The sequence below is a fragment of the Caldanaerobius polysaccharolyticus DSM 13641 genome, assembly GCF_000427425.1.
GTDB classification, from domain to species: Bacteria; Bacillota; Thermoanaerobacteria; order Thermoanaerobacterales; family Caldanaerobiaceae; genus Caldanaerobius; species Caldanaerobius polysaccharolyticus.
This window is the reverse complement of the sequence record NZ_KE386494.1, coordinates 4857-20181: the sequence shown is the minus strand read 5'-3', so window position 1 is coordinate 20181 and position 15325 is coordinate 4857. Positions and strand designations below refer to the sequence as shown.

Below are 15325 nucleotides of genomic sequence, written 5' to 3'. Positions count from 1 at the left end.
CATTTACTCTCTCTTTCAGACTATTCCCTAAAAAAAAAACGCCAATGTCTTCATAACTAAGTGATGATGCACAGTCATAATAGCCTTCTAAATATAATGGTAAACAATGCTTTCTAATCTAGCGTAATCAACTTCTCTGTTTCCAGCTCATTAATTTTATTTAAAATATCCTGTTGACTAAAATATGGTTTGATTTCATGTATTAACTTTGATATATCCTCTTTTGTGAACTTAATATTATTTTCTTTATAATCATTTACAACGTAATGTATAGTTGTGATTAACTCCAGGGATTTTGCATGTAATTTTCCAAACTCTTTTACTATATTACTTATAGTAGCTCCATACTTATCAATAAACGATTTTGCTTTTTCACTTATATCCTCCATCACTAATTCTTTACCTGGTAATATATTATATCCACCGTTATTCCACATAACTTTTGCAGCATCCAAAAATGATAAATAATCTAGATCATCTAATATCTCTTTCGCAAAAGGGCCATAAGTATATAAACTGAAATCATAGCCCATAGGTACATTATATCTTTCCTGTAACAGATACACCAACTTAACTAATGCTGTTTTACCTAATATGTACCCCGATTTATTCATTTCTCTAATTATATGCACAATAGAAGCGTATCTTACAAATTCATTATTTTCCATCAATAAAACCCTCCCGCCGCAAAATACCTATCGCTTTATCTCTATCACTAGATCTAACATATATGCGCTTTTGTTTTACCGTTTTGATATTTTTTACTACATTAGATAATTCAGACAAAGGTATGATTTCTTTTTTACCACTTTCATATTCTTTTAATATTCTTATGTCATCATTATCTAAATTATAGAATGATCTCTCTGGTTCGTCAATAAAACTGTTATCAATTGTTTGTGTCAAGAGTTTGTAGGTAAATTTTCTAATAACTCTACCTCACCGCTTTTCATAAACCTTTTTGTTGAAAATATAAATATCATTCCATATTTGGTAATTTGTTGATTACACACAAACAACAATAGCTCCTCATACCGGTCGTCCTCTTCAAAAAACTCTGATACCTTGGACCGGTATCTCTCTCAACCTATTACATTCCTCTCTTCCCCTCAAATCTCAGTACAAACTATCTTTAAATGATCGCCGCAACACTTACATGGCTTAATTCTTTTAATACATACTTTACCCATGGTCGACTGGCACAGGGTCCTTTTAATGCAGGCAGAGATACGCTAAGCCATTCCTCTATGTCTTCAACTCCTTTTCTCTCATCCGACCTTATTTGCGCCATCTCTTTGAGCTTTCTCTGTTCCATTGGCCAACGTAAAATATATTTCTCTAACTCTCCATTGGCTCTCTCGGCTAATATCCGAGCTATCCTGTCTCCACCAGATGTGCTCCACCTGGCTCCCAACCGTTTCATCCGTCGCGCTACGTTGTGTTGTATCTGCCCTTCGATGGTTCCTAGCCGTTCCTCCTCCCTTAACGCAGCTATTCCTTCCCAATTCTCTGTGAGATAATCTAAAAGTGCAGCAAGCTTCTTTCTACGACTCCCTTTCGTCTTCTTTATCTCTTCTTTTAGCGTCTCTTGGGTCTTCTCAAAGTCGCTTTGGTAAAGAGCTTCACATACTTTGTTGAAAATTCCTTCGTCATACCACAAGGCCTCTGTTAGATGCTTGCTAAGGTGATATGGGTCCAGCCGATACTCTGCTCTTGGAAAATATTCTAATCCCTCTTTTGGCCAATCGGCTCCATCTCCTCCTATGTATACTTTTTCTACGCGATTTAAATCCCATTTGCTCCCGGCTTTTGCATAGGTTTCTTCCCACATGGTCTGGCTATCCGCTAACCCACTCACTACAATTTTGTTTTTTAAAACTTTCCGTTCGTGACCTATTTTTTCTTTACCTTCATAAGCTACAATGTGTTTTATTTCTCCTCTCTTATTGTCCGCTCTTTGCAGTCGAATCACTACACCATCGCTTTCGATACAAAGGGTTGATGTAATTTTTTGCCCTTCAGGCAATTTACCTTTTTCAAATATTGCTGTCCTCTTTTCTTCACTTTCTTGTTTTAAAGTTTCTCCTAAATCCTTAACGATCTTCCAGATCGTCATTGTACTGATATTGGGGAATAGTTGGCTTAAAGTTTCGGCAACGCGCCTGAAAGACATCTCAGTTTCACGACTATCTCTCTTAACCTTGGAGTTATTTTTGCCCGTATTGGCCAGCCCAATAGATCATCCAGCAAAAACCTGGTCTCACCTGTCTTTTTGTTTCTGTAAAGGCGTCTTCTATATGTAAATTCGCCAAAAGTGCTTATAGCATCTTTTTTTCTGAATCCCACTACTTCCCAGGTTTCACGGTCGCGTTCATTCATCAAACGTGTATCCATTTGCTCCAATGCCCATACGAAAATCTGGTTACAAACTTTTTGGCAAAGTTCATATACTCCTTTTTCGAGTTCATAAAAATCTTTGCTTTCACTGATTATTTTTATTAATCCGTTACAAAAAAGAAGGACTGCACCTACTATGTGTCGAATATTTAACATAAGACCTCACACTCCTTTGTATTTTTATTTTTTTTGCGGTGAGGTCTTTTTCTACATTTGAGTGCCTTTTTCCTTTTTAAATTACCTACTTAAATTTTACACTGCCGTTATCAATTTCATTCCTTATCTTTTCACAAATAACGTGAAACTTTTCTAAATCACTTATATTAGGTACTTCGTTGGTATGATACACACACCTATAATGGTCTCTGTTTAATATGGCACCACAATCATATATATCAGCATTTTCTTTTATCAGGTTACCGACTTTCCAATCGTCCCACATTAAATAATCATATATATTTTCTTTACCATCAGGTCGTTTCATCCTTCCATCCTTATATCCTGATCTCACCAATATTTCTTTAACAGCATTTTTAATATGATAATCATACGCCCTTCTAGTATGATGAAAATAAACCTGTGTAAACATATAATATCTGGCTAGTATCAGAGATTCCGCTACGTGTAGTCCACCTTCTTTAAAACTCAAAATTGGCATGTCGTCTGTATTAATCAATACAATCGTTTTTAGCAATCTATCAAGATCAAATACCCCATATCGTACACCGATATGATAAGAGTCTCTTAAAAGATAATCAATTCTGTCAGCATCTACCTGACCACTTATTATGTCTGTCCAAAATAAGTACCGTTTTAAAACCTTATAATCTTTAACTATAAAAGCAGCAACATCTTCTGCTTTTAGGCCGTAATTGTTATTAAACTTGTGGTCTTCTATCAATTCTTTAAACACAGTCTTAACTATTTCACTACTATAATCCTCATGTTTATAAAGCTTACCATTATCTTTATATGGCATTATACTCTCGCCAGCATGAGAAAAAGGCGGGTGGCCTACATCATGTAAAAGAGCTGCCAACCTTATGATTGTCCTTACTTTGTTTAAACCATCTTCTTTATATCCGTATTCTGAATCCAGCATCTCCCTACATTGATCAACAATATTGTCAAAAATCTTTGTAGCTACATGCATAACACCCAAAGAATGTTCAAATCTTGTATGTACAGCACCCGGATACACCATATCAGTTAACGCTAACTGACGTATCCTTCTCAATCTTTGAAAAACAGGATGATTTATTATGTCTCTCTCCCATTCATTTATTTCTATAAAGCCATAAATTGGATCCCTTATTTCCCATCGCTTTTCCCCAAATTTACCACTCCCTTTATTATTTTCATTTTCTCTCTTTTACAGCTTGATATGTATTCTAGGCTGTTGATAAAGGCCACTTTCACTTTGTTCTATAGCCTGATTTCTCGAATACAATAGCGATTTAAAAAATCGAGTACACCTTCAATATCAACATAATGTGCCTCATGCATTTTAACCTGTAATTCTTTAGGAAGAAACGGGCTATATTTTGAGGCGAATTGGTCCTTCTTACTATCGCAACGTTTATTACTCAAGAATAATAAAAAACCATGCACTTTTATCTTTCTTATCTTGCCTTATTTCACTTATTGTATAATTTTGCTTCCTATACTCCTCTGCAACTTTTTCTGCATCTTTTTTCTTTCCCACAATTCTTACATACATTTTACCAGTCGAAGTTTTTCCTGTCGTGACTTGGTATTTCCCTTCATTTTTTTCCTTTTCTTCGCTATATTTTTTCCTCCACTCTTCATGATCTAGTGGTTTAGCATTTTTTACAGCTTCAATAATTAAATTAATATCCTGCTCAGATATATTTTCTCCTTTTACTTTTCTAATCTCTCTAACAGCCTCCATTCCTCCAATAACAACAGGCATGCTACAATCTTTAGCTTTTATCCATTTTGCACGCTTAAATACAACAATGGGATATATATGTTCTTTAACCTTCTCATATAAATTAGATAAATTTTCTTCTAACCATTTTTTAAATAACTTAACATGCCTTTCATTTTGTTTAGTAGGGCTTTGAACTTCAATCCACTTATTCCCCTGTTTCATACGCCATTTATCTTTTGTACCTAAAAAAACCCCATCCCATGATTTTGTCTCCAATACAAAAATTCCATTTGTATTTAACACAAGGTGATCGACTTGTATAAACTCATCAGGTTCTACCTCTAAAACAAGGTCATTTACAATAACTGCATCGCCTGGAAGCCATAAATGTAATGCCCAACCAACCGAATTTTCTCCGCTACTTCCCTGTTCTTTTTCAGAAATGCGTCTCCATGTATATGCAACATCTGCAATAGGTTCCAAAAACCACCCCAGAAAACCTTCACTAATCTTGTCTAAATGTTTTTGTTTTTCTCTTTCTTCTTTTTCTTTGATTTTCCGATAAAAAAGCCTTTTTATTTCCTTATCTTGTTCTACAAAACGGGCTAACATTTTTCTTCCCCCCTACTTTTTCCTTTTGGCCATGATTAAATGTTTATATGTACTGCAATATTTCCTTGTCTATGGTATATTTAAACACCTATCCTTCTCCTCTTTCACTAAGGCCAAACATAATAAAACATGAAAAACTCTGTCAGCAGCCATTTGATTAAAAGTTTCTATAGGACTTATACCATGACATACATTATTTCGTAAGTTCCATCCCCGAGGATCAGAGAGCAAGACTCTCAGATAAAGACACATATCTTCTCCCAGGACACTGATTATATTTTTATCAGTCAACAAATCATCTAAATTCTTATAATGAAATCCTCCTGAACGAGATGGTTTTAATATAGGTGTCCCTATCTTCTCTGCTAAATTTCTAATTGAAGCTTCAATTTGCGGTATCAAAATATGCAAAGCAACAAGGAAATCATCAGCTAAATAAGCTTTTATTCCCTTAACAAGAAAGTCTTTTCTTATCTTCTCAAAAATAGGAGATGCAAGTAAATAGCTAACGATAGATTCTGTATTCAAACTAAATTTATTTATTAAAATTTTTATTGTATCCCTTAAGAAAAAAGCAGAAAAACTCATGTTTTGGGAGATCTGATATATTATATTTCCATCCAGATCTTCTTCCAAAGGACCAACACTAGCAATCACACGCCCTCTATGGTCCTGTATTTTACGAGCAAAAAGAAAAGAAAGTGGAGTACTTTGAGAAAGGTCTTTTAATTGTTTTACAATATCATTTTTCCTGGAGATGTAATATAGAGCAATTCTCCCTAAAACCGTTTCTATATCTCCTTCGGTCAGTTTATTAAGAAACTCGTCAAGCTCTTTTTTAGGAATCTCTATTGACGTTTCTATCTTCTTGAGTTCAAAAGTTCTCTTCTCCCCCAATCCTATAATTTTAACTGATAGTTTATCAGCTTCACTTTTTAATCCGTGCTGTAAATAAAGATGATACAAACCCTCTAACCATGCAAGGCCAACAAGAACTGAAACCTGTTCTGCTTTCTTCTCAATCATATTGCCAAGACTAAGCAGAATGTTTTTTACTTTCTCTGCCTCCCCTCGTATAATATGATTTGTAATCAACCAAAAAGGTCGACCTTTAACAAGATTAATAAAGAACCTTGATATTTAAATATTATTTCATTAAATTTCACCATGATTAAATCTATCAAGTGCCACTTGATACCTATGCATACATCGCATAGCTACTATCTATGTTTGGGAAGATGGGTTGTCAAGCTCGAACGCAGTGAGTTCATTTTAGGCTTGACTACACATCGACCAAACATATAATCCTCACTGCGATGTATGCTCGATTGCTGCATTTTGTATTGTACTACACGTATTCCCTCTTTCTTCTTCAGGTTGTCTCTGTTAAACTATCTCTAGGATTTGGTTCAGGGTCGCTCTGGATCTCCCCTGAAGACCCTTCTTTAGGGTACTTCTCGAAAAAGACTGCACCCCTGGGATTACTCGTTTAGTTCTAACTCGCTTGCTGTCCATGTCTTACTCTTCCGTATATCTCAGCATCCATACGGTGTATCCTATGGGTATTGACATAGTTCTGATACCGCGAGGCTGTTTCTCGGTAATCTGTCAGGGATCAACCTGGTACTGGTCTCAAATTTTTTGTGAAAGGAGGAATTTACGTGCCCAGTACTTTATTCGTCGGTATCGACATCAGCAGTCAATCTAATTCTGTTTTCTTTATTGATCAAGATGGCAATAACCTCATTAAGAAGCCTTTTTCGGTTTCTAATGATACCCCAGGTGCTGATTCTATCATCTCTGAGGTGATCTCCCATGCTAAAGCTATTGATGCTTCCTGTGTCAAAATTGGCATGGAAGCTACTTCTCATTATGCATGGCACCTCCATCTTCACCTGGCTTTTTCTTCTGACCTGGCACCTTTTAACCCTAAATTCTTTGTCATGAATTCATCTGTCGTCAGTGGCTTTAAAAAGGCTTACACTCATTTGCCTAAAACTGACGATTTTGATGCCAGAGTCATTGCTGATTGTGTCAGATTCGGTAGGGTAAACCCTACTCCCATGCCTGACTTTAAATATGCAGCCCTACAGCGCCTTACTCGCTTTAGATACCACTTGGTACAGAATATCCAGTGAAAAGAGCAGAGCTTTAAACCTGCTTTATCTCAAGTTCTCTTCATACAAGGAAGACTGTCCTTTTAGCGACGTCTTTGGCTCAGCATCTACTTCTGTTTTTGATTCTTTTACTCCTGATGAGATCGCTGTTATGCCTATGGAGGAACTTGTTGATTTTGTCTTGAGTCATGGCAACAATAGATTGAGCAATCCTGAAGAAATTGCTAAAACACTTAAATCCGCTGCTAACAGGGCATATCGTCTTTGACAGATAAGTAAAAATGGCTATTGCCGCTAGTGCTGGCCTTATAAGTAGCAATATGATTATAATAAAATGATTTGTATATGCTACAACCATTCTAAAAAATATGAAAAGCCGATTAAACCTTCTTTCATACTTAATCTCCCTTCCTTCTTCCTTCCCAATCACAACGGTTGCAGGTTTTCACTTGCTGCGGTCTAAACACTCTTGAACCCCTTTTTTTCAGCCAGCCCTATTATAAAACGTAAACACATGCAGCTCAAGTAACTCAATCCTCAAGTAGGAGCGAAATTGCCACTACAGAATGAGGTTGAATAACCACACCAATTGTTATACCGTTATTATCGGCAATCCAGCCAACAGGTTCCTTTATCAACTCTGACGCTTCCATTAGTTTCTGAATCTGTTCCTGGTCAAGGTAAGTGGGACTTCCCATCTCTATCCATACTCTCCTCGGATTCGCGTGCATTTCGTCAATCCGTTCAACAAAGGCCAACCGTACTCCCCTTATCCCTTTAATGGTAAAACTGATTGTTTCTACCTGTATCGGAGACAACGGAACTTGATGATTGGATATCAGGATTGTTATACCTTCCTGGCTACGAGAGGCAATGCAATCTACCGTGGGACTTCCTTCATCAATAACTGTTTCCAATCTATCGCCCTTTAGCTTCGACAGTAACTGGAATGCTCGATAGGAAGGCTTGGGAATCCCATGAATATTCAGCAGACCAAAACCACCATGGAATGGAACCGAACTTAAGCCACACTCTTCAAAAATATCAGAAAAAGTCCAAAAGGAATAACACCCCAACGGCAAATCCATATTGTCAATAATTGTTTTTACAATAAACGCTGCATTATAAGGAATATCATGATAAGGGTCACGTGGACTGGGAGAATTGTTCCATTCTGTATAATACACCGGCAGCGGATAAGCTTCCTCTATCGCTTTTTTGGCCCTGACAGTCAATTCCCCGCGCCCTGCACGAGCCATCCGTTCCTCCATGTCAGACCCCAAACCAAACGCTAAATCGGTAGGATAATGGTGTGTTGATATGAAATCAAGAGGGACTCCGTTCTTACTGCAAAATTCCTTCAGTTCCGGTATCCACGCATCAATTGCCGTAGCCGGCCCCCCGACTTTCAGTTCACTGTCCACTTTCTTTATTGCCCGAGCTGCGCTTTGATAAAGCCTGAAGTATTCCTCCATCGTTCCAGCCCAAAACATATCTAGATTCGGCTCGTTCCACACTTCAAAAAACCATTCTCTTACTTCCTCAACACCATACCGCCTAACCAGATGGTCAGCCAGCGCACCAATCAGATCTGCCCATTCGTCATAGGATTTTGGCGGGGTAATGTTTCCCTTATAATGAAATACCGTTTTGGTGCCAGAAGCCAACGCACTTGGCATAAAGCTCAATTCAATAAAAGGTTTCATGCCAATATCCAATAAGAAATCAAATATGGAATCTATATTGAAGAACGAATACTCCAGAGAACCATCACTCTTTCTCAAACAAACACTCATGTCATCATTCAATAAACCGTGAAAACGCACATACTCAAAACCCAATTCTTCCCGGCATTTCTTTAACTGCTTGCGCCAATCCTCTCTCAATGCCGTAGCAGCATGACAACTTCCAACACAATTTGTCCAGTATTTATTTATCTTCCCCTGTTTCTTATCAGCAAATAAAGTTACCTTCATATTTCATCATCCTTTCTTTCAAATTACAGACTCAAATAAATATTATGAATCTAAACCATAAAATTCTCTTAAATCAAATCCCAAATAATTCTTTGTCATATCATTGACTGGAATAATTTCAAGCATACATAGATGATTACATGGAATAGATACTTCTATTTCATATATTCCGTTATTTTGATACAATTTTTTGTCAGTTTGTAAAGGTTCAGCAGAAGCGCGTAAAATTTCCCGTTGTCCTTTATTAAGAGTACGTGGTTTACCCATATTACTCCATGTTTGCAAAGGATTGGCATGAGAACCACCAACTTCTCGTTTTATTAATAAGACTTGTGGTGCAATACTTGGCAAAAGTAGGCGATATTTTTTTTCTTGTGCAGGTAATTTTTCACGCACATCATGCCAATGCCAGCCAATAATCACATACTTATCACTATCTTTAGTAACTATGATATTTTCATCACGATACAATAATTCTTTGCCAGCTTTTGAAAAAAACTCAAATGTATAAAAAGTAGGTTTTTTAATAGAGTTCAATGCTATTAGACCAAAACCTCCATGAAAAACAGATGGTGGTACATCCATTTCCTCAAAAACATCACTAAATGTCCAATATGAATAGGAATCTGCATACTCTCCCGCTTCGCTAAGTATACGCGCAATATATGCAGCATTAAAAGTTGTGTCATGCACTGGGCATCGTGGAACATATGAACTATTAAATTCCGTAATATGTAGCGGTAAATGTGCAATCTCAGGATAATCAGACATAATTTCTCGAGTTTCTTTTAGCTCTCTAATCATATTTGTTGGTTCTTCTAGAGTATGATAAATAAATTCAGAACATGGCTGCATTATTGGCCGATTTGCAGTGTAACAATGGCGAGTAACAAAATCCAATGGTAACTTATTTTTAATACAATGTTCAAAAAATGATCTCAGCCAATATTCAGTGTTTACACCACAAATTGCGGGACCTCCTACTTGAATTCTTTGATCCACTTCTTTAACTGCTTTAGCAGAATATTCATATAATTTAAAATATTCCGCCATTGTCCCAGCCCAAAATCCTATATTTGGTTCATTCCATACCTCAATAGGCCAGGTAATAACTTCTTCCCGACCATACCGTTCAATTAAATGATTTAAAGTTACACTTATTAATTTTGCCCATTTTTCGTAAGAAGAAGGTGGAGTGACGTTTGCTTTCCAATAAAATACCGTTCTATCACCTGACTTTAATTTTTCAGGCATAAATCCTAATTCTAGAAAAGGTCTAATACCACTTTCTAAAAATCCATCAATTATCCGATCTAAATAGGTAAAATTATAAAAAGGAATAGTTTGGTTATCGTTTGAATATTCCCTATATATACCTACATCGTCACAAAATAATCCATGACAACGGATATAACGAAAATGTATCTTTTCTTGTACAATTTTTAGATGATCCATATACTCTTTTTGCAGAGCCAGTCCCATTCTTCCACTTCCTACACAAACATTCGAATTATTTTTAAATAAACTTCCCTTTTGAGGTACTTTTACTTCTATTACCATTCAACATTTCCTCCTTCTCATAAATGTAGCACCGCAAATAACAATAGTGTATCATTTATATCCCCTCAACATTCTCTATCATACCTCTCTGGGGTCTTGCCCTTAAACTCCTTCATATCGCCTTGGGGAAAATGCTAGAGGATGCATCTTCATCCTATACAAGATCTATGCCTTAATGAATGGACAATTGATCACATAACAGTGCCTCTAAACAATAGATAAATTACTGTTTTATTCCTGGCTTTTACTTGTTACCTTCCTCATCACAAACAACCATATGCAACTGATCTCACACGCAAATGGTGATACTCTTCCATATTAGGAATCATCTGATGCATGTAAACTAGAGAAAAACCTTCACTTGGATCAATCGAAACATAAGTACCCAAGGCACCTGTCCAACCAAACTCTCCAACAGAACTATTTGAGTTTCCTTCAGCTGGATTCATTAGAGTCCTCACTCCCAAACCGTATCCATATCCAGCCAAATAAACATTATTATGATTAAAGTCCTTTAGTTGTTGTTCATTTAATTGATTAGTTCTCATCAAATCGATAGTCTTTCTACCAATTATTCTCTGTCCTTTATAACATCCTCCATTAGCAAGCATTTGGGAAAATTTTAAATAATCTCTCACCGTAGAATAAAGACCTGCTCCTCCAGCTTCATAAATAGCATCTGGTTGATGAAATTCGTCTAACATTCCTTGAACTCTTTCTAATGTTCCATTCTCATTTTTCCTATAACAACAAACCATCCTTTCTTCAATATCTCCATAAAAACGATATCCTGTGCTATCCATTCCCAAAGGTCCAAATATTTCTTCGTATAAAAATTTCCCTACCGGTTTTCCAGATATTTCTTGTATCAATGCAGCAATTATATCATGGCCATATCCATATAGCCAACGAGTTCCAGGTTCAAATGCAACTGGTACTGATCCCATTGCCCTCACTTCTGTTACAATATCATATTTCCCATATTTTTCTTTTAATTCTGCTTTCACCTTTCTTATTTCATTTGCCGTAGGGGAATCTCCAAAATGGTATGGCAAACCTACTGCCATAGTAAAAGCATGTTTAATTAACATAGTATTCTTTGCTTTTTCAACATATACATTCCCTTTTGAATCTTTAACAAAAACTTTCGTTTCCTTATATTCTGGAAAATATTCATATATTGGATCACTTAATAAAAATTTACCTCTTTCGTAAAGTATCATGGCAGCGGTACAAATTATCACTTTAGTCATAGAAAAAATGCGAAAAACGCTCTCCTCATTTATAGGTTTCCTTTTTTCTAAATCTGCATAACCAAAATATCCTTCATACAAAATTTCACCATTTTTGGCTATAGCACACCCACAACCAGGTAATCCTTTTGTTACAAAACCCTCTAATAATGCTGATAAATCGCTAAAATTTGCCACATTATCAATCCTTCCTTCCCTTATATTAATTACTCTAAAATAAGTATTTATTATTTGATTTATAAATATTTTAAAATTCATAAAAAAGAAAAGTACACAACACGTATAAACAGCACTTTCCTCCAGGCAAATGAAAAATACTTCATTTGCCTGGTTTAAATAAATTTATTGCAACCATAAACTTTTTGATTCTTTCATCAATTTCTCTGAACTTATCCCTTCTTCTTTCTACGACCATTACTACTCTTCTCTCGGTCGCCATAGGGATTTTAGCCTCGAATCCATGCTTTCTGCCCTTGTTATTCAAAAAATCCTTTCTATCCCTACTACTCAGTTGCTTGTTCATATCCTTAATCTCTCTAAGGAATTGAGAGAACTTTGCGGTTTTTCCAGAGTCCCTTCCATTTCTCAATTCTCTAGATTTAAATCTCTCTTCTTTCATGACCTTGAATCTTTCTTCTATAATCTCGTTAATATTACTGAACTTATTTCTCGTGCTATCAGTCCTACCCTCTCTAATGTCTTAGTCGTTGATACTACCGGCTTCGAACCTTATGTCAAGGAAAATAATCCTAAATTCTTCGATTCTCTATATCGCAATGCTAAAAAGCTTTCTAAATCTATCCCCGATTTTAATCCTCATTCCTACGCCTGTAGTAAAATGCCTAAGTCCGCTTCCTCTAACCCTGATGCTAAATTCTCTTATATCAACGGCCATTATTGCTATTCTATTAAAGCTGCTGTCGTTACTAATGGCTTAGGCATTGTCCAACATATCCGCTTTTACGATGATGATTCTCTTGACGCTCACAATGCTCCTTCCGTCGCTGAATCTAAAGATTTGTATGATTCTAAAACTTTAATACCGGTTCTTGATAGTTTTTTCAATCTACACCCTCATTTTTCCTATAGATACTTCTTAGGTGATACTGCTTTCGATGCTTTTGATAATTATAAATATCTTTTTAAGGTAGAGCTCCTAGAATCAAATGGTTGTGCCCTAAGGCTAGAAAAACTAAGGTAAATGGTAAAACTGTCTATATCCTGGAATGTGATCATCCTTGTACATCTTCTAAATGCGGTAGAATTTTTCATACTTTCCTGGATACCGATTATAGAACCAACACCATTATTCCTCGCAATTCTAAAAAATGGTTTAAGCTCTATAAAAAGCGGACTGTCATTGAAAAAACTATCGCTAACTTGAAAGAATCCATGTCTGTAAATAATTTTAAGCTTAGAAACACTGAAACTATTAAAGCAGACATTTTACTCGCGTGTATAACACAACACATAGGGTTAATTATTACAGCTAAGCTCGGAGCTGTGGACCATCCTTTATCTTTAAAACAACTTTTAGCTTAATATATTGATTTAACATGCCTAACATTTTTTAGCAATTGGATAGGTTTATTAAGTTTTGTCTTTTTTAAATTTACCTCTGATTTCCTCCATATTTTGTCTCTTGTAAATGCTTTATTTGTTACTGAATTCCTAATATTGGTGTTTTTTTTACTTTGATATTCGCTTCATTTTGCATTTACCTACCTTTATTGATCCCTTTATTGATATAATTTTAATTTAAATTAACTAAAATTGAGGCGCGTTCATTTGCGAAGTTTCGTACGAAAAATATGAATATTGGCTGTAAAACACTCATATTACAATCGAAATAGAGTAAAACTTAGAATAAAATTATTGTTTGACATTGTATTGCTTAGCTTGTATAATATCATTGGTTTTAGTTTATCTAATTTTATTACACGTATGGCGGTGCAAAATTACTTTACAAAATATTTTTATATATCAATAATCACCTCCTAACGACTTATTGCTTAAATACCATTTATTAGTTAATTCTTTGTTACGCTTTGTTAATTAATAATTTCCTCCTTTCTTCTTGTTTTAAATGTCTTTTTAAAAAAACTTTAATAAGTTGCTAGTATTAATCTAACTCTTTATAAAAACATTTTCAAAGTCCAAATTTGACCGAATTCAACGAATATTTGCTGTTTTTCTTTTTTTTCTGAATATTGCTCACGTTTTCTCACTCTTTCTCTATTTTTTGCCTATATATGTTTAAAATGCCTTTGTTCCCATATCAACGCTATCATGTTTTTATGATTTACGTATCTCTTATCACTCCCTTGTAAGATATAGTTGTAACAATTCAGTAATAAAATACTGAATGAGTTACCTATATTTAACTTTCCATTTCTCCTTCTCCCCTCCCTCTGTATTGGGTATGTATTTTCTTCGCATAGTCACAGTAATTTTTGGAGGATTAGGATGCCCCATCGCTATCTGCCCTGATACAGCTCTTACTTTGAGCGTAATATTATAAGTCTTTCCGTTTTCCATTTTGCCTAATAAATCATACGCCGGCCCCTCATACGTTTGAGTTCTTCCTGTTACCTTCAGACTATAATTTCCTATCGCTTGCTCACTGGTTATTTCCAACGTAGGATTGCCATGTTTTGTCCAACCGTCTATATTACCGCTTTCAAAATCACCGTTAACTACCAGATTAACGCTTAAATTACCAGATGCATCTGGCAATTTTGCAGCCACCACCTTATTAACCGGCATAAAGGCTGTGATAAGCAACATGAAACTAACCAGCAATGACAACATTTTTCTCTTTTTCATTGACACTCCTCCTCCATTATCTTTCACTTCTCGCGATATCTCCGTTTTTCAAGCTTCTATTGTGTCAACAGGGTAATCTATTTCTTCCAGCCTAACGTTTAAGTCAATTTCATTTGCTTCTTTTATGGCATTGTCCCAGTATTCATCTATATCCGGAGGACCATGGATTTTTGCCCATATACTTTTTAAGCTCTTCTAAAGGCAAATCATAAAACATGTACAATACCTCCAATTTGTTTTCCATTTAGTTTTAGTTCGAGATTTTCTATGACAAGCTCTGTTCTTTGCTTTAGACCTTGGGACACCCGGGAAGTATATATCATCCAATATTAAAAGTTTATCATACTAAAAAAAGCGGGTTTAGGCTTTTGTTCTTCATCAAATAACAACGGCCAATCTTTCCTGTTTTTAACTGGGAAGTTATCCTTCCATGTGTGTTTATCGCTAATTCCCCAAAAAGTAACCGAGGTAATTACATCTTTATAAGATCTGAATATTTCAAAAAGCTTTTTATAGACCCGAGCCTGGATGTCAAGCATTTCTCTAGTAGGCGCCACTATATCGCGTCTATCGTCATTAAATGCGAACATCGATACATCTAGCTCTGTTATCTGGACCTTAATTCCCAACGACGCATATAACTCTATTGCCCTTTTTAAATTATCAAACAACTCACTATCGTGTATATCC

The 15325-nt window shown here is 35.7% G+C and carries 14 protein-coding genes and 2 pseudogenes; 4 read left to right on the top strand and 12 right to left on the bottom strand.

The genetic code is table 11. The annotated features are described in order from the left end of the window. Positions 1–113 precede the first annotated feature (113 nt). The 5 genes and pseudogenes from CALPO_RS0101105 to CALPO_RS12940 form a co-directional block, all read right to left on the bottom strand. Positions 114–668: a hypothetical protein gene (locus CALPO_RS0101105; protein WP_035171938.1), complete on the bottom strand. Its 555-nt coding sequence runs from the start codon at positions 666–668 to the stop codon at positions 114–116. Between the two features lie 464 nt (positions 669–1132). After that, positions 1133–2553, bottom strand: a pseudogene (locus CALPO_RS12950) (ISLre2 family transposase). An 85-nt stretch (positions 2554–2638) separates the two neighbouring features. Further along, entirely contained in the window at positions 2639–3601 is a 963-nt protein-coding gene (locus CALPO_RS12945) for an HD domain-containing protein (RefSeq protein WP_281172711.1), read from the bottom strand. Positions 3602–3979: 378 nt separating this feature from the next. Further along, positions 3980–4903: a nuclease-related domain-containing protein gene (locus tag CALPO_RS0101080; RefSeq protein ID WP_026485676.1), complete on the bottom strand. Its 924-nt coding sequence runs from the start codon at positions 4901–4903 to the stop codon at positions 3980–3982. Between the two features lie 69 nt (positions 4904–4972). Next, complete coding sequence (locus tag CALPO_RS12940) at positions 4973–5998, bottom strand: DUF4209 domain-containing protein (protein ID WP_245589870.1); 1026 nt, start codon at positions 5996–5998, stop codon at positions 4973–4975. Positions 5999–6564: 566 nt separating this feature from the next. Between CALPO_RS12940 and CALPO_RS12935 the strand changes: the two genes are divergently transcribed. Together CALPO_RS12935 and CALPO_RS14560 are read left to right on the top strand one after the other, a co-directional pair. After that, the gene (locus CALPO_RS12935; protein ID WP_051585764.1) at positions 6565–7041 is read left to right on the top strand and encodes an IS110 family transposase; all 477 of its coding nucleotides are present in this window, start codon (positions 6565–6567) and stop codon (positions 7039–7041) included. Next, a complete protein-coding gene (locus CALPO_RS14560) occupies positions 6983–7288 on the top strand; it encodes a hypothetical protein (RefSeq protein WP_156940114.1) in 306 nt (101 codons plus the stop codon). Before CALPO_RS12935 ends, CALPO_RS14560 begins: the two co-directional genes overlap by 59 nt. A 262-nt stretch (positions 7289–7550) precedes the next feature. On the opposite strand, the gene CALPO_RS0101065 is transcribed toward CALPO_RS14560, so the two are convergent. From CALPO_RS0101065 to CALPO_RS0101055, 3 genes are all read right to left on the bottom strand, one after another. Beyond that, positions 7551–8996: a GH39 family glycosyl hydrolase gene (locus tag CALPO_RS0101065; RefSeq protein WP_026485675.1), complete on the bottom strand. Its 1446-nt coding sequence runs from the start codon at positions 8994–8996 to the stop codon at positions 7551–7553. A 42-nt stretch (positions 8997–9038) separates the two neighbouring features. Then, entirely contained in the window at positions 9039–10556 is a 1518-nt protein-coding gene (locus CALPO_RS0101060; RefSeq protein ID WP_026485674.1) for a GH39 family glycosyl hydrolase, read from the bottom strand. A 263-nt stretch (positions 10557–10819) separates the two neighbouring features. Next, the gene (locus CALPO_RS0101055) at positions 10820–12067 is read right to left on the bottom strand and encodes a serine hydrolase domain-containing protein (protein ID WP_245589869.1); all 1248 of its coding nucleotides are present in this window, start codon (positions 12065–12067) and stop codon (positions 10820–10822) included. A 202-nt stretch (positions 12068–12269) separates the two neighbouring features. Between CALPO_RS0101055 and CALPO_RS14555 the strand changes: the two are divergent. After that, positions 12270–12389 (top strand): annotated as a pseudogene (locus tag CALPO_RS14555) (hypothetical protein); the annotation flags it as partial. Positions 12390–12575: 186 nt separating this feature from the next. Here CALPO_RS14555 and CALPO_RS14995 read toward each other — a convergent pair. Then, positions 12576–12704 (bottom strand): hypothetical protein, encoded by a 129-nt coding sequence (locus CALPO_RS14995; RefSeq protein WP_281172742.1) that lies wholly within the window; start codon positions 12702–12704, stop codon positions 12576–12578. A 275-nt stretch (positions 12705–12979) separates the two neighbouring features. Between CALPO_RS14995 and CALPO_RS14870 the strand changes: the two genes are divergently transcribed. Beyond that, positions 12980–13351, top strand: coding sequence for a transposase (locus tag CALPO_RS14870; protein ID WP_051585762.1), 372 nt, complete (start codon positions 12980–12982; stop codon positions 13349–13351). 828 nt (positions 13352–14179) lie between these two features. Here the strand turns inward: CALPO_RS14870 and CALPO_RS0101040 are convergent. The 3 genes from CALPO_RS0101040 to CALPO_RS0101035 form a co-directional block, all read right to left on the bottom strand. After that, positions 14180–14635, bottom strand: coding sequence for a carbohydrate binding domain-containing protein (locus CALPO_RS0101040; protein ID WP_026485672.1), 456 nt, complete (start codon positions 14633–14635; stop codon positions 14180–14182). Between the two features lie 48 nt (positions 14636–14683). Further along, positions 14684–14761: a hypothetical protein gene (locus CALPO_RS14865; RefSeq protein ID WP_245589897.1), complete on the bottom strand. Its 78-nt coding sequence runs from the start codon at positions 14759–14761 to the stop codon at positions 14684–14686. A 203-nt stretch (positions 14762–14964) separates the two neighbouring features. Continuing rightward, the coding region (locus tag CALPO_RS0101035; protein ID WP_035171933.1) for an endo-1,4-beta-xylanase at positions 14965–15325 on the bottom strand (361 nt) is incomplete at its 5' end.

Coding starts and splice junctions, on each gene's coding strand:
- CALPO_RS0101105 (WP_035171938.1), bottom strand. CDS start 668: ATGGAAAATAATGAATTTGTAAGATACGCTTCTATTGTGCATATAATT.
- CALPO_RS12945 (WP_281172711.1), bottom strand. CDS start 3,601: ATGGTGTATCCGGGTGCTGTACATACAAGATTTGAACATTCTTTGGGT.
- CALPO_RS0101080 (WP_026485676.1), bottom strand. CDS start 4,903: ATGTTAGCCCGTTTTGTAGAACAAGATAAGGAAATAAAAAGGCTTTTT.
- CALPO_RS14560 (WP_156940114.1), top strand. CDS start 6,983: ATGCAGCCCTACAGCGCCTTACTCGCTTTAGATACCACTTGGTACAGA.
- CALPO_RS0101065 (WP_026485675.1), bottom strand. CDS start 8,996: ATGAAGGTAACTTTATTTGCTGATAAGAAACAGGGGAAGATAAATAAA.
- CALPO_RS0101060 (WP_026485674.1), bottom strand. CDS start 10,556: ATGGTAATAGAAGTAAAAGTACCTCAAAAGGGAAGTTTATTTAAAAAT.
- CALPO_RS0101055 (WP_245589869.1), bottom strand. CDS start 12,067: ATGAATTTTAAAATATTTATAAATCAAATAATAAATACTTATTTTAGA.
- CALPO_RS14995 (WP_281172742.1), bottom strand. CDS start 12,704: ATGGCCGTTGATATAAGAGAATTTAGCATCAGGGTTAGAGGAAGCGGA.
- CALPO_RS0101040 (WP_026485672.1), bottom strand. CDS start 14,635: ATGAAAAAGAGAAAAATGTTGTCATTGCTGGTTAGTTTCATGTTGCTT.